Annotated in this window: 12 protein-coding genes; 7 read left to right on the forward strand and 5 right to left on the reverse strand. The window is 69.6% G+C overall.

Annotated elements, in window-relative coordinates; genetic code table 11:
- Positions 1–27: 27 nt before the first annotated feature.
- The 4 genes from GEV28_RS28060 to GEV28_RS28075 all read right to left on the reverse strand — a co-directional run bounded on the left by GEV28_RS28060 (position 28) and on the right by GEV28_RS28075 (position 5,679).
- Positions 28–2,721 (reverse strand): glucosidase, encoded by a 2,694-nt coding sequence (locus GEV28_RS28060; protein ID WP_291415348.1) that lies wholly within the window; start codon positions 2,719–2,721, stop codon positions 28–30.
- 54 nt (positions 2,722–2,775) lie between these two features.
- Positions 2,776–3,927 carry a sugar MFS transporter gene (locus GEV28_RS28065; RefSeq protein ID WP_291415350.1) on the reverse strand — a complete coding sequence of 384 codons (1,152 nt, stop codon included), beginning with the start codon at positions 3,925–3,927 and terminating at the stop codon, positions 2,776–2,778.
- Between the two features lie 113 nt (positions 3,928–4,040).
- A complete protein-coding gene (locus tag GEV28_RS28070; protein WP_291415362.1) occupies positions 4,041–5,474 on the reverse strand; it encodes a M20/M25/M40 family metallo-hydrolase in 1,434 nt (477 codons plus the stop codon).
- 19 nt (positions 5,475–5,493) lie between these two features.
- Positions 5,494–5,679, reverse strand: a complete 186-nt coding sequence (locus tag GEV28_RS28075; RefSeq protein WP_291415364.1) for a hypothetical protein — start codon at positions 5,677–5,679, stop codon at positions 5,494–5,496.
- A gap of 460 nt (positions 5,680–6,139) precedes the next feature.
- Here GEV28_RS28075 and pdhA point away from each other — a divergent pair, with 460 nt between their 5' ends.
- The 6 genes from pdhA (at position 6,140) to GEV28_RS28105 (ending at position 12,714) form a co-directional block, all read left to right on the forward strand.
- Positions 6,140–7,345 (forward strand): pyruvate dehydrogenase (acetyl-transferring) E1 component subunit alpha, encoded by a 1,206-nt coding sequence (gene pdhA, locus GEV28_RS28080; RefSeq protein ID WP_291415352.1) that lies wholly within the window; start codon positions 6,140–6,142, stop codon positions 7,343–7,345.
- Positions 7,345–8,367 (forward strand): alpha-ketoacid dehydrogenase subunit beta, encoded by a 1,023-nt coding sequence (locus tag GEV28_RS28085; protein WP_291415353.1) that lies wholly within the window; start codon positions 7,345–7,347, stop codon positions 8,365–8,367. Before pdhA ends, GEV28_RS28085 begins: the two co-directional genes overlap by 1 nt.
- Before the next feature lie 3 nt (positions 8,368–8,370).
- Positions 8,371–9,714 (forward strand): dihydrolipoamide acetyltransferase family protein, encoded by a 1,344-nt coding sequence (locus GEV28_RS28090; protein ID WP_291415354.1) that lies wholly within the window; start codon positions 8,371–8,373, stop codon positions 9,712–9,714.
- 213 nt (positions 9,715–9,927) lie between these two features.
- Complete coding sequence (locus GEV28_RS28095; RefSeq protein ID WP_291415355.1) at positions 9,928–10,263, forward strand: hypothetical protein; 336 nt, start codon at positions 9,928–9,930, stop codon at positions 10,261–10,263.
- Positions 10,238–11,251, forward strand: coding sequence for a hypothetical protein (locus GEV28_RS28100; RefSeq protein WP_291415356.1), 1,014 nt, complete (start codon positions 10,238–10,240; stop codon positions 11,249–11,251). The genes GEV28_RS28095 and GEV28_RS28100 overlap by 26 nt, the downstream gene beginning before the upstream one ends.
- Positions 11,248–12,714, forward strand: a complete 1,467-nt coding sequence (locus tag GEV28_RS28105) for a hypothetical protein (protein ID WP_291415357.1) — start codon at positions 11,248–11,250, stop codon at positions 12,712–12,714. Before GEV28_RS28100 ends, GEV28_RS28105 begins: the two co-directional genes overlap by 4 nt.
- Before the next feature lie 4 nt (positions 12,715–12,718).
- Here the strand turns inward: GEV28_RS28105 and GEV28_RS28110 are convergent, their stop codons facing one another.
- Positions 12,719–13,324 (reverse strand): SCP2 sterol-binding domain-containing protein, encoded by a 606-nt coding sequence (locus GEV28_RS28110; protein ID WP_291415358.1) that lies wholly within the window; start codon positions 13,322–13,324, stop codon positions 12,719–12,721.
- A gap of 53 nt (positions 13,325–13,377) precedes the next feature.
- Between GEV28_RS28110 and GEV28_RS28115 the strand changes: the two genes are divergently transcribed.
- Positions 13,378–14,016: a TetR/AcrR family transcriptional regulator gene (locus tag GEV28_RS28115; protein WP_291415359.1), complete on the forward strand. Its 639-nt coding sequence runs from the start codon at positions 13,378–13,380 to the stop codon at positions 14,014–14,016.
- The last annotated feature ends 141 nt before the right edge of the window (positions 14,017–14,157 follow it).

A 14,157-nucleotide genomic window follows, 5' to 3' on the forward strand; every position in this document is an offset into this window, starting at 1 on the left:
GGACAGCATCGGCATGTTACGGACGGGTCACCATGTCCGATTCGGGTCGGGCCACCCCGTCAACAAGACCGCTACCAGCGCGGTCCACCCGGTTTGGTGGGTCGCGCCGAGCCCTTCGCCCGTGTCGCCGTCGAAGTACTCGCTGAACGTCACGTGGTCGGTCCACAACGGAGAGTCGCTCGCCTCGATGCGCTTGCCGTCCGCGGGTCTTCGCCCGTCAGGACCAGGCAGGAAGAGCCCGGCGAGCCTGCGGGACAGCTCTCTGGCAGCAGACCCGAGCGTGACCTCCTGGGTCGAGCCGGTCGGCAGCTCGACGGTGAACCCTGCGCCGTGGAAGGAGTCGATCGTGTGCAGCGCCTGGACCAGCAGCGCGTTGGTGGGGAACCAGACCGGGCCGCGCCAGTTGGAGTTGCCGCCGAACATCGGGGTGCGTGACTCGCCGGGCTCGTAGCCGACCCGGTGCTGCTGGCCGGCGACCTCGACGGTCAGCCCGTCCCGGTGCGCCGCGGACATCGAGCGGATGCCGTGCGGGGAGAGGAACTCGGCCTCGTCGAACATCCGGGCGAGGACGCGGCGCAGCTTGTCCTCGTCGAGCAGGGAGAGCAGCGCCCGCTTGCTGCCGTCCGGCCCGGCCCGCCAGCTGATGAACTGGCCGAACTCCGGCTGGTGGTGCAGCAGGTAGTTCAACCGCGCGGCGAAGTGCGGCAGCTCGGTGAACACCCACGGCTCGAGCACCGCGGACGCGAGCAGCGGGATGAGCCCGACCATCGAGCGGACCCGCACCGGTATCGACTCGACGCTGCCGTCGCCGTGGGTGCGGGAGACGAGGTCGTAGCAGAAGCCGTCCCGCTCGTCCCAGATGCCGCGGGCCGCCGAGCCGAACCGGGCGGAGGACTGGGCGATGGACAGGAAGTGCTCGACGAACTTGGTGGCGACGTCCTCGTAGGCCTCGTCGTGCCTGGCGAGCTCGAGGGCCATCCGCATGAGGTGCAGCGCGTAGGTGGCCATCCACGAGGTGGCGTCGGACTGCTCGAACCGCCAGCCCTCGCCGAGCTCCTCGGAGCGGTTGACCGGGCCGATGTTGTCCATGCCGAGGAAGCCACCCTCGAACAGGTAGTTGCCCTCGGGATCCTTGCGGTTGACCCACCAGGAGAAGTTGAGCAGCAGCTTGTGGAAGACGCGGGCGAGGAAGACGCGGTCGCCCTGACCGGTGCGGCGCTCCTCCACGTGGTAGACCTGCAGCGCGGCCCAGGCGTGCACCGGCGGGTTGACGTCGCCGAACTCCCATTCGTAGGCGGGGAGCTGGCCGTCCGGGTGCATCATCCACTCGCGACACATCAGGAGGAGCTGGTCCTTGGCGAACGCCGGGTCGACGGTGGCGAGCGGGACCATGTGGAAGGCGAGGTCCCACGCGGCGAACCAGGGGTACTCCCACTCGTCGGGCATGGAGAGGACGTCGGCGACGTCGAGGTGGCGCCAGTGCACGTTGCGGGCGCCCGGTCTGGCTCGTTCCGGCGGTGCGGGCGAGTTGGCCGGGTCGCCCTCGAGCCAGTGGCGGAGCCGGAACCGGTAGACCTGCTTCGTCCACAATAGACCGGCCAGGGCCCTGCGCACCACCTCGCTCTCCTTGGGCCTGGCGGGGTCGGTGACGCCGGCGTAGAAGTCGTCGGCCTCCTTGCGCCGCTGGTCCATCGTGGCGCGGAAGGTGCGGCCGAACGCGCGGCCGTGCCCGTTGCCGGCGATCAGTCGCAGTTGGACGGACCGCGACTCGCCCGGCGCGATGCTGTCGAAGTAGTACCAGGCGGCGGCCTTCGTGCCGGGCTGGGAGGCGGTGCCCGGCTCGACGACCTGGCAGGCGTCCGGGTCGCCGCGGACGAGGAGGTCGTCGATGCCGCCCTTGGTGTAGCGGCTCGGGTTGCGGCCGCGGCCGAAGAGCGTGACCTCGTCGGTCTCGTTGTCGGTGACGAGCATCGTGGGGTTGCCGCTGGCGTGCAGGGTGTAGCGCCCGATGAGCGAGTGCTCGGCCACGACGCGCGTCCAGCCGTTGGCGGTGGAGGCGATGAGTGCCGGCCGGCGCGCGTCGCGGCCCCAGGACCAGGTGTTGCGGAACCACAGCTGCGGCAGGAGGTGGAGCGGCTTGGGCTCGGGCCCCCGGTTGGTGGCGGTGATGTCGACGCAGATGTCGTCGGGCGCGGCCTTGGCGTAGGTGACCTCCACGTCGAAGAACCGGTTGTCGGCGAGCACGCCGGTGTCGGCGAGCTCCGGTTCCCGTTCGTCGCGGCCGGCCTGCTGGGCCAGCTCCCGGAGCTCCTGGTAGGGAAACTTCTCCTGCGGGTAGCGGTAGAGGGTCTTCATGTAGGAGTGCGTGGGGGTGCCGTCGAGGACCCACCAGTACTCCTTGGCGTCCTCGCCGTGGTTGCCCTCGCCGTTGGTGAGGCCGAAGTAGCGCTCCTTGACGATGTCGTCGACGCCGTTCCACATGGCGACGGCGAGGTTGAGGAAGCCGTGCCGGTCACAGATCCCTGCGATGCCGTCCTCGCCCCAGCGGTAGGCGCGGGTGCGGGCCTGCTCGAAGGTGAAGTAGCTCCAGGCGTCGCCGTTGTTCGAGTAGTCCTCGCGGACCGTCCCCCACTGCCGTGCGGCGAGGTAGGGCCCCCACAACCGCCACGGCGAGCTCGTCTCGCCCGAGTCGGCCAACCTGTCCCACTCGGCGCCGCTCATCCCGCCGGTACTCGCGCAATCATGTCCACCATCATGACAACGACCGGATGAGTCCTACTGGTGTCCCCCGCCGGGAGTCTGTTGCGGGGGACACCAGGCACCGGCCCGCCGCCGGGTCGAGGCCACGAACACGACTGCGATGACCACGTAGAGCGACATCGCCGGAGTGAGGCCGTAGCGGTCGGCGATCAGGCCGATGGCCAGCGGGGTGAGGACGCCGACCTGGGCGACGGCCTCCACGATGGCGGACGTCGTACCTGCCTGGCCGGGGCGCAGGGTCATGTAGCGCGCCTGCAGGATGATCCATGCGAGGTTCATCGCGGCGCCGACCGCGGTCATGCCGACGGCGGCGGCCACCACGTTCGGGACCAGCAGGATCAGCGCGGCGCCGGCGAGCAGCAGCCAGGCACACGGCCGGAGCCCCACCTGGCGGCGGTCGGTCCTGCTGGCCCAGGCGGTCGCGGCGATGCCACCCGCCATGCCCGCGCCGGCGACGAGAGTCGCGACGGCCGGGCTGAGGTCGCGCCCGGTGGTGAGGAAGGCGACCGCGAAGCCGACGAACGTGTCGTCGAACGCGACGATCACGGCGAGCAGGAGGCCGGCGACGATCACCCGGCGGTCCTTGGCGACCTCGATCATGGTGCGCCACGGCTTGCGCTCCTCGTCCGTGCCGGCCGGGCGGGGCAGCGGTTGGGTGGCGAGGACGACGCCGTAGGCGACCATCATCGCGCCGGCCGCCCAGAACGCGGCCCGCCAGCCGAGCCCGGTGCCGATCGCGGCGGCGAGGAGCAGCGGGCCGACGAGGTCGCCGATGGCCGCGAGCAGGTTCGACCGCGCGAGCGCCGGCTCGATGTCGTCCCCGGCCACGTCGACCAGCGCGACCTCGACGGCCCGCACGAGCGCGTCGCCGACCGTGCCCATCACGGCCACGGCGACGAACAGCGTGCGGAAGTCCTGCGCGGCGGCGAACACCCACAGCCCGACGCCGTAGCCGACCCCGCCGATCGCGGCCATGGCCCGCCGGCTGACGTGGTCGGCGAGGACCCCGAGCGGCGTGGTGAGCAGGCCGATGCCCGGGTAGAGGGCGAGCAGGAAGCCGGCTTGGACGTAGCTGAGGCCGACGTCCTGCCGGATGGACTCCACGGCGCCGTAGGGCAGGAACGCCACCGTCTCGTCGGCGAACCCGACGAGCAGCAGCGACGCCACGAACGTCGCGGGGAAACGGGGTGCTAGTTCAGTTCACCATCGAAACCATGCGCGCATGGTTTCGAGGTTAACGACCGGACGCCCGCACCCGCCACCGATTTGGCCAGCACCGGTCAGCCGCGGGCGTGCGCGACCAGGATCAGGGCCACCGCTTCCGTGACGCGCTTCGCGTGGGGGATGTTCAGCCACTCGTCCGGGACGTGGGGGTTGCTGTCCGAGGACAGGGCGCCGGTCACCACGAACTGGGCCTTCGGGTAGTGGTCGGCCAGGGTGCCCATGAAGGGGATGGACCCACCCAGCCGGATGGTCAGGCACGGGTTGCCGTCGAACACCCGGTCACCCAGTGAGTCCAGAGTGGACTGGAGCCACGGTGCGGTGGCCGGGGCGTTCCAGCCCGGGCCGTCCTCGGACCGGGACAGCTCGACGTGCGCGCCGTAGGGCACGTCCGTGGTCAGCGTCTTCTCCAATGCCGCCAACGCCTTCTTCGGGTCGGCGGTCGGCGGCAGGCGGAAGCTCAGCGTGAACGTCGTCTCCGTGCGCAGCACGTTGCCGGCCTCCGTGGGCAGCGGGAAGCCCGCCCCGCCGATCACCGACAGGGTCGGCCGCCACGAGTTGTTCAGCATCAGCTCGACGTCGTCGTCCGAGACCGGGCTCATGCCCTCCAGCAGCGGGAACGCCTTCCCTGCCGCGCCGGGCGCCAGGTCCGCCAGGGCCTTGACCTCCGCCAGCCGTTCCGGCGGGACGTCGCCGTGCATCTCCGAGAGCAGGACCTCGCCCGTGCGCGCGTCCTCGAGCCGGTCCAGCAGCGAGCGCATGATCCGGAACGAGCTCGGCACGATCCCGCTCGCCATCCCGGAGTGCTGACCGGACGCCAGGACCTGCACCGTCACGGTCGTCGACACGAGCCCGCGCAGCGACGTCGTCAGCCACAGCCGCTCGTAGTCCTGCCCGCCAGAGTCGAGGCACACCACCAGCGACACCTCGCCGAGCTTGCCGGCGTACCGCTCCAGGTAGTCGGGCAGGTCGGGGCTGCCGGACTCCTCGCTGGTCTCCAGCAGCACCACGCACCGGGCGTGCGGACCGCCGGCCGCGCGGACGGCCTCGATCGCCGCGGTGGCCGCGTAGCCGGAGTAGCCGTCGTCGGCAGCGCCGCGGCCGTAGAGCCGACCGTCGCGCAGGACAGGGGTCCACGGGCCGAGCCCATCACCCCAGCCGCCGACCGGTGGTTGCTTGTCCAGGTGCCCGTAGAGCAGCGCCGTGCCGGCGTCGGCCCGTGCGCCCTCGGTGGGCGGAACGTCGAACAACAGCACCGGGCTCTTGCCGGGCAGCCGCAGGATCTCCGCGGTGGCACCGTCGATGTCGCGCGCGACCAGCCAGCGCCGAACGTGCTCGACCGCCGCGTCCAGGTGCCCGGAGGCCTCCCAGCCCTCGTCGAAGATGGGCGAGAGGGCGGGAATCGAGACGAACTCGGAGAGGCTGGTCAGGACCGCGTCGTCCCAGACTCGCTCGACAGTGCCGCGTACCAGTGCGTTGTCCACCCGCCCGATACTGCCACGGGCGCGGCGGCTACCAGGCGTCCCGCAAGATCGGCCGCTCCGCCTCCTCGGCGGGTGCGGGCGGCGGAGGCGGCGCGGCGCGCTCGGCGGCCGCCCGCGCGGCGTCCGCGATGATCTCGTCGGCGGCGCGTACGGCGGCGGCCAACGACGCCTCCGCGTGGCGGACGCGTGCGTCCTTCCAACTGTCGTCGGCCATGTCCGCAGCGTAGGCGGCTGAGCCCGTGGTCGATCGATCATCGAGCGAACCCGACTATCATTGGTGTGACACGGATCACTGAAGCTCGGTGTCTGCGCGTCGCGACGGCGCCGGCAGGCCGCGGGGCCCACCCGGCCCCGCGCAGGAGCCGGACGACGACGGCGGCTCTGAGCTGCCGCGTTCACCGCTCGCCAGGAGGTGGTCACGCATCACCCGAATGCCTCGCGCTGATGCCCGAATGTCGGTTGTCCTATCGTTTTCGCAGCTCAGCGCATCACGGTGGGATACGGACCGACGTTCGTACCTCACCGGATCGAGCTAACGCATGCCAGGATGGAGCCCGAAACCGTCAGCGCCACCGGTGGCTCGAACCGCCCATTACCCGGGTCGGTAGCCGTCGATGGCGCGGCCGGAAGCGACGCCACAAGCGAGCGCCCGGCGCCGACACCAAGGAGAACGCATGTCGTCCCCAGAACAGTGGACGCACCCGGAACCGGGGGTTGGACCGGCCGCCACCGCGGCCACGCCGACCGCAGAGCAGGTGATCGCGGGTTTGCGCGCAACAAGCGAGGGTGGCGAGGAGCTCGTACAGCTCCTGACCCCTGAAGGCGAGCGGGTCGAGAACCCCGAGTGGGACCCCTACGTCGCGGACATCACCGCGGCGGACCTTCGCAACCTCTACCGCGACATGGTCCTCACCCGCCGGGTGGACCGCGAGGCGAACGCGTTGCAGCGCCAGGGTCAGCTCGGCATCTGGGTGCCGCTGCTCGGCCAGGAGGCCGCGCAGGTCGGCGCGGGCCGGGCACTCAAGCCGCAGGACATGGTCTTCCCCAGCTACCGCGAGCACGGCGTCGCGTGGTGCCGGGACGTGCACCCGACCGAGCTGCTCGGCATCTTCCGGGGCACCGACCACGGCAGCTGGGACCCGATCGCCAAGCGGTTCCACCTGTACACCATCGTCATCGGCAACCAGGTGCTCAACGCCGCCGGATACGCGATGGGGCAACGGTTCGAGGGCAAGGTAGGCGACGACGACGGCGAGGCCACGATGGTCTTCTTCGGCGACGGCGCCACCAGCCAGGGCGACGTGCACGAAGGCTTCGTGTGGGCGTCGGTGTACGACGCGCCACTCGTGTTCTTCTGCCAGAACAACCAGTGGGCGATCTCCGAGCCGACCGAGCGGCAGAGCCGGCTCCCGCTCTACCAGCGCGCCCGCGGCTACGGCTTCCCCGGCGTGCGGGTGGACGGCAACGACGTGCTCGCCTCGCTCGCGGTGTCCCGCTGGGCACTCGACGAGTGCCGGCACGGCAACGGGCCGGTGCTGATCGAGGCGTTCACCTACCGGATGGACGCGCACACCACCACCGACGACCCGACGCGCTACCGGCTCGCCGACGAGCTCGAGGCGTGGAAGCTCAAGGACCCGATCGAGCGGGTGCGGGTGAACCTGGTCCGGCACGAGCACGCCGACCACGACTTCTTCGACTCGGTGCAGGCCGAGTCCGACCAGCTCGCCGCCGAGATGCGCGAGTTCTGCGTCAACATGCCCGAACCGCCGAAGGATCGGATGTTCTCCCAGATCTACGAGGACGCGAGCCCGACGGTCGCCGCCCAGCGCGACGCCTACCTCGACTACGCCGCGGGCTTCGCGGGAGGTGAGCACTGATGGCCACGCCGGTGCTGAACCAGACCAACGACGCCGCCGCGTCGGCCACGCGAACGGTCACCCTGGGCAAGAGCCTCAACCTTGGGCTGCGGGCGGCAATGGAGGCCGACCCGAAGGTCATCGTGATGGGCGAGGACGTCGGCAAGCTCGGTGGCGTCTTCCGGATCACCGACGGCCTGCAGAAGGACTTCGGCGAGCACCGCGTGCTCGACACCCCGCTCGCGGAGTCGGGGATCATCGGCACCGCGGTCGGCCTCGCCATGCGCGGCTTCCGACCGGTGTGTGAGATCCAGTTCGACGGCTTCATCTTTCCCGCGTTCGACCAGCTGGTCTCGCAGGTCGCCAAGCTGCACTACCGCAGCCAGGGCAAGATCAAGCTGCCCATCGTGGTCCGGGTGCCGTTCGGCGGCGGGATCGGCGCCGTCGAGCACCACTCCGAGTCGCCGGAGTCGTACTTCGCGCACACCGCGGGCCTCAAGGTCGTCTCGTGCTCCAACGCCGTCGACGCCTACTGGATGATCCAGCAGGCCATCCGCAGCGACGACCCGGTGCTGTTCTTCGAGCCGAAGCGCCGCTACTACGAGAAGGGCGAGCTGGACGTCGACGTGACGCCCGACCCGCTGTTCACCTCACGGGTGCTGCGCCACGGCACGGCGGCGACGCTCGCGACCTACGGCCCGATGGTGAAGACCTGCCTGGAGTCCGCCGCGGCCGCCGCGGAGGAGGGCACCGAGCTCGAGGTGATCGACCTGCGCACGCTGTCACCGCTGGACATGCGGCCGGTGTACGAGTCGGTGCGCCGGACCGGGCACCTCGTCGTCGTCAGCGAGGCGCCGGGCGAGGCGTCGATCTCCTCCGAGATCGCCGCGCGGGTGCAGCAGGAGTGCTTCTACTCGCTGGAGGCGCCGGTGCTGCGGGTGACCGGGTTCGACACGCCGTACCCGCCGTCGAAGCTCGAGGACGACTTCCTCCCCGACCTCGACCGGGTGCTGGACGCCGTCGACCGTTCGCTGGGCTGGTGAGGCATGCCCGACTACAAGGTCTTCCCCCTGCCCGACACGGCCGAGGGCCTGGTCGACGCGGAGATCCTGGCCTGGCACGTCAAGCCGGGTGACGAGGTCGCCGTCAACCAGATCATCGTCGAGATCGAGACGGCCAAGGCCGCGGTCGAGCTGCCGTGCCCGTGGGCCGGTGTGGTGACGGAACTGCACGCGCAGGCCGGTGACACCGTCAACGTCGGCAGCCCGATCGTGACGATCGACACCGATCCGGGTGGCACCGCGGCATCTGCCCCGGCGGCCGCTCCCGCGGCCGCGGCTCCCGCCGAGGCCAACGGCCAGGCGATGCTCGTCGGCTACGGGCCGAAGGCGGCGTCCTCGAAGCGGCGACCACGCAAGGCCGCCGCCGCTTCGACGCCCGACGTCGCGGCGGCGCCCGTCGTCACCGAGCCGCCGGTTCCGGTGGTCCCGGACACGCCGGCGGCGCTGCTCGAACCACGTGGCCTGGTGCCGCTGGCCAAGCCGCCGGTCCGCAAGCTGGCCAAGGACCTCGGCGTCGACCTGCGCTCGCTCGCGACCAACGGCGTGATCACCCGCGAGGACGTCCGGCGGGCCGCCGCGCCGGCTCCCGCCCCGCCGGCTCCCGCCGCGGCTGCGCAGGCGCCGGCTGCCAGCGGCGAGCGCGAGCGGCGGGTGCCGGTCAAGGGCGTGCGCAAGATGACCGCGCAGGCCATGGTCGACTCGGCGTTCACCGCGCCGCACGTCACGGAGTTCCTGACCATCGACGTGACGCCGATGACGGAGCTCCGCGCGCGGCTCAAGACCCACCCCGGGTTCCGCGACGTGAAGATCACCCCGCTGACCTTCGCCGCGAAGGCCGTCTGCCTGGCGGCGAAGCGCACCCCGGACGTCAACGCGGTGTGGGCCGGCGAGGAGATCGTCTACAAGGACTACGTGCACCTGGGCATCGCGGCGGCCACGCCCCGGGGCCTGATCGTGCCCAAGGTCCGCGACGCCGACCGCATGTCGCTGCGCGAACTGGCCGAGGCCCTGGACGCGCTGACGGTGACCGCCCGCGAGGGCAGGACGCCGCCGGCCGACATGATGGGCGGCACGTTCACGATCACCAACGTCGGGGTGTTCGGAGTGGACACGGGTACGCCGATCATCAACCCCGGCGAGTCCGCGATCCTGGCTTTGGGTGCGATCAAGGACATGCCCTGGGTGGTCGACGGCCAGGTGGTTCCCCGCAAGGTGTGCCAGCTGGCGCTGAGCTTCGACCACCGCGTGGTCGACGGCCAGCAGGGCAGCCGGTTCCTCGCCGACGTGGGCGCCTTGCTGGCCGACCCGTCCCTGGCCATCACCTACTGACCGAAGCAACGGAGGGGCGAGCCGTCACCCGACGGCTCGCCCCTCGGCATTTCCACACGTTTCTGTCAACTTCCGCCGTCGACGGTCGGCCGTTGCTAAGCTGCTTTCAGAACGTGTCGGGGTGAACACACACTGTGCATTACTGGGGGTTGATTTTCCATGCCTAACGCGTATTCCGTCGAGCTCAGCAAGCTGAGTGACGTCACGACCGAGGTGACCACCCTTGTCGGCGAGTACGAGCTGATCGTCGGCCAACTTGCCGAGGCGGACCTGAGTTCCGACAACCAGATGGCATCTTTGTTGGGCGACCCCGGACAACTCGGTCCATCTGGTCCACCGGTCGCCTTCACCGACTCGAGTAGCACGCTGCTCGACAACTACAACTCGTTGCTCAGTACGCTCCACCAGGTACACGCGGCCATCGAGGCGCAGTTCAAGCACATGTCCGGTGCCCTCCACGAGACCCATCAACTCTACGGACGGCTCGACGTCGAGCATGCCAACGTCTTCCAGAATCTGCTCGGTGACGACCCTTCTGACGGGAGCTGACATGGCTCCGCCGGACAGGGGGGACACTCCGCGCGACACGAGTGTCCTCGACAACGCGGGAATCACGGCTGACTCGAGGCTCCGGCACAATGCCGCCCGCCTCACATCCTGGCTCGAGTTCCTGCTGCACCCGGACGAACACGACTACGACCGGACGGTCATCTACCCGGACGGGACAAAGAGGGAGGAGCCGGGCCGTGTCACCAAGGCCAACCCGCTACCTGGCCACTACGACCCTGTCGACCTGCCGTTCGAGTCGGTGATCGAGGGATATCAGCCCTGGCAGTTCCTGCACGGTATGGCGGCCGTCTCCACGCCTGAGGTCGAACGCCCGAACAGCCCACTGGCCCTGGGGTCGGCTGCCCTGAACAACATCTGGTGGATCGCCGACAAGAGAATTCCCTCTCTCGTTGACGCATTTCCCACCATTGGATGGGAAGGTGACGCAGCGAACGCCGCGTTCGCCTTCCTCCTCCGCCTGCAAACCGTCGCCGGTCAGGTCAACAAGCTGGTTCGGGAACTCTACTTCGTGGTCCCCAAGTACGCCGTGATCATCAAGGGGGTGCGCGACAACCTCGACGAAGCCGCAGCGGGGCTGGTCGATGCGTTCGAGAAGAAGTTCGCCGCAAAGCCGGAGAGCGGCTTCTCCGTGGACATCGCCGCCGCGGTGTTGTCGGGGATCGCGGCTGCGGCGGTCACCTACATGACCGCGGGCGCCGGATTGGTGCTGCAAAGCGCGGTCACGTCGACATGGGCGACCGTGTTCACCGACGCGGCCGGTGACATGCTGAAGATGAGCACGGACGGCGACTCGGTCGGTGGCTATTGGTGGCGCGACCTCGTGAAGTCCTACATGCACACCCAGGCGCAGATCCTCACCACGGCCACGGACGAGATCGACCAGTTGAACCGAACCATCACCAGCCTGATCGGACGATTCAACGGCGACGCCGACATCCAGAAGTTCATCCAGGACTACGGGTCATGACCAAGCGAGTGCTCGGTCTCGCCATGGTGTTGGTCGCCGCGCTGGGACTGATGGGCTGCACGACACCGGATGACCGGACGCCTCCCTCATCCTCGCCGTCCACGACGGAGCGGCCTTCCGCGCCGAGACCCAAGGACAGGGACGAGGAGGCCGTCCTGTCGGCCCTGCGGCGGATCGATCTCTGTGCGGTGCTGGACAAGGCGCTGGCCGCGACGCCAGGAGCTCCCGCCGATGCGAACCCGGAGGCGCCGCAGCCGTCCAGATGCGATCTCGCCGGGATGAGGTACCCCATCAGCGCGACGGTCGTCGGCTTGGTGCACAGCACGCGGCTCTCGTTGCAGGCTCGGGTCATCGGGGGAGCGAAGGGCTATGTCAGGCACGGCAGCTCCAGCTGTGCGGTCTTCCTGCCGGTCAGCTTCGAGAAGGCGATCGAGTTCTCACAGGTTCCACATGGGACGCCGAGCGATGAGGCCTGCCGGACCGTCGTCGATCTCGCGGCGGCGTCCGCCGGTGTGCTCGCCGACCCGGACACCGTTCAGGTCGCCCCGAGATGGAACGCCTGCGACGCACTCACGGACGCACTCGGGTCCGAAGCCGAGAAGACCAAGCTGCTCGGTGACGGGCTGGACGACTGCGCCGACTTCACCCATGTTCCATCGCCGCTCTCGATCTCGTTCGCAAACGAGCTCGTCCCGACGGGTGATCCGCGGGACGTGACCATCGGCGGAAAACAGGCGCGGATCTACGAGTTCGACGACGGTGTCTGCGACATCGACTGGCGGCAGGGGCCATTCAACTCACGGTATGCGGCCGAACCTGAGTACCCGGTTCGGCTGATCTCGCTCGACTGCGACCGTGGGAAGACCGTCGCCGAGTCGCTGGTGCGCGTGCTTGGGGAGGCACCACCGGACGACGTGGCGCCGCAGCGGCTGTTGCTCTACGCGCCGGACGAGCCGGACAGCCCGTATCCCGGAGCGTGTGCCTACGTCGACGGATCCGATCTGAACCGCTGCGAGCCGTATGTCGAGACGCGGGTACCGGATCAGCCGGAAGAGCTCGCCAAGGTCGGGGTGACGGACGGCCAGGTCGGGTGCGCCGCCGCGATGGATGCGGTCGGCAGGCAGTTCGGTGCGGGGCTGCGGCCGGTCGCGATAATGGGCAGCTGCTATTTCGTCGAGCCGGAGCGGCGGATCCAGGTCCTGTTCGCGATCAACCCCGGCCGGACGATCGGCGACACCGGCAGCACGAAGGTGACCGTCGCCGGGCATCCCGGATTTGCCAAGTCGAGTGCGTCGTACGTCGACTACCGGCTGTCGACCTCCACGACGCTCGAGGGCGACGCAACACTGGAGCTCCGCGTGACGACGGGCCCCGTGGTCCCGAAGGACGGCTCGTTGCCGGCCGGCAACGACAAGAAGGCCGAGTCGGTACTGACCGACATCCTGGGGGCTCATTTCTCCTGACGGGTCAGGGTTTCGGCAGGTCGAAGTAGTTGATCAGGCCGGCGGCGAACGCGATGTCGCCGCGGACCTTGACCTTCCCGCGCATGAAGAGCATGGCCACGTTGGCCGCGCCGGTCACCGCGCGGAGGAAGTCGACCGGGGACAGGGTGAGCGTGACGCGTGCGTCGTGGGTGGGGTGGCGGCCCGAGACGCAGGCGCCGGACTCGATGTGGGTCTGGAAGCGGTCGTAGCCGCCGTCGCCGGTGCCGCCGGTGAAGCGCCAGTGGACCACCGCGCGCAGGTCGGCGGCTCGGATCGGGTGGAGGTGCTCGCTCATGCGGCGGAAGATCTCGCCGAAGACGACGTACCGGAGATGTGCGTGCGCCATCAGCTGGTCCAGCTGTGGCGTCGACGCGCGGGAGACGAACCAGACGAAGGTGTCCGTCCGCATGTTCGCCAGCTCGATGCCCGTGCCGGCCCGGCCCAGCATGTCCAGCACGTCGATGAGCTGCACGAACTGCGCCTCGTCGAGTCGCTGGGGGTCCACCGCCCGCGCGAACGCGTCGATGTCCACTCCCGGCGCGACCGCCACCGGGACGGGAGCGGGCTCGGGCCTTCGCCTGAATCGCATGTCCAATTGTCTACTCACCGGTAACGCTACGTTCCAGTAGGTACCCTGGGCCGGTGAGTGTCGACGAGCGACGGCGGGTGAAGCGGTTACCCCGCGAGGTGCGTGAGCGGCAGATCCTCGACGCGGCGGTCCGAGTGTTCTCCGCCCGGGGCTACCACAACTCCTCGATGGACGAGATCTCCGACGTCGCCGGCGTCTCCAAGCCGATGATCTACGCGTACCTCGGTTCCAAGGAAGACCTCTTCGCCGCGTGCATCCACCGCGAGGCGACCAACCTTCTCGACGCCGTCAGCCGCGGCGTGCGGGCCGAGTTCCCGCCGGACATGCAGCTCTGGCACGGCCTCCGCGCGTTCTTCGACTTCGTCGGCGACCAGCGTGAGTCCTGGCAGGTCCTGCACCGCCAGGCCATCTCCCAGGGCGGGCCGTTCAGCGAGGAGCTCCTCGCCATGCGCGACCAGGCCATCAGCCTCGTCGACACCCTCCTCGTCCGGGTCGCCACCAAGAAGGGCCTCGATGGCAACGCCACCGAGGCCCTCGCCGCCGCACTGGTGGGCGCCGCCGAGTCACTCGCCGACTGGTGGCTCGACCACCCCGACGTGCCCAGCAAGGCCGTCGCGTCCCGGCTGATGAACCTCGCCTGGATGGGCTTCGGCGACCTCGTCGAGGGCAACACCTGGCACCCGGCCGGCTAGGCTAAGGGCTTGGAAATGAACAACACGCTCAACTGGGTGTGTCGGTCGGGCTGATGGTGTAGTTCCATTCGCCGTGCCACTCGTGTGGGGTCAGATACCGCGCGAGGAGTGTTCTCATCTCACGATCGGTGATCTTGATGC

The organism is Actinophytocola sp., from assembly GCF_009379765.1.
Lineage (GTDB): Bacteria > Actinomycetota > Actinomycetes > Mycobacteriales > Pseudonocardiaceae > Actinophytocola.

Excerpts from the sequence above, each read along its gene's own strand:
- GEV28_RS28090 (WP_291415354.1), top strand. The coding sequence starts at position 8,371 with ATGCCCGACTACAAGGTCTTCCCCCTGCCCGACACGGCCGAGGGCCTG.
- GEV28_RS28075 (WP_291415364.1), bottom strand. The coding sequence starts at position 5,679 with ATGGCCGACGACAGTTGGAAGGACGCACGCGTCCGCCACGCGGAGGCG.
- GEV28_RS28110 (WP_291415358.1), bottom strand. The coding sequence starts at position 13,324 with ATGCGATTCAGGCGAAGGCCCGAGCCCGCTCCCGTCCCGGTGGCGGTC.
- pdhA (WP_291415352.1), top strand. The coding sequence starts at position 6,140 with ATGTCGTCCCCAGAACAGTGGACGCACCCGGAACCGGGGGTTGGACCG.
- GEV28_RS28085 (WP_291415353.1), top strand. The coding sequence starts at position 7,345 with ATGGCCACGCCGGTGCTGAACCAGACCAACGACGCCGCCGCGTCGGCC.
- GEV28_RS28105 (WP_291415357.1), top strand. The coding sequence starts at position 11,248 with ATGACCAAGCGAGTGCTCGGTCTCGCCATGGTGTTGGTCGCCGCGCTG.
- GEV28_RS28060 (WP_291415348.1), bottom strand. The coding sequence starts at position 2,721 with ATGAGCGGCGCCGAGTGGGACAGGTTGGCCGACTCGGGCGAGACGAGC.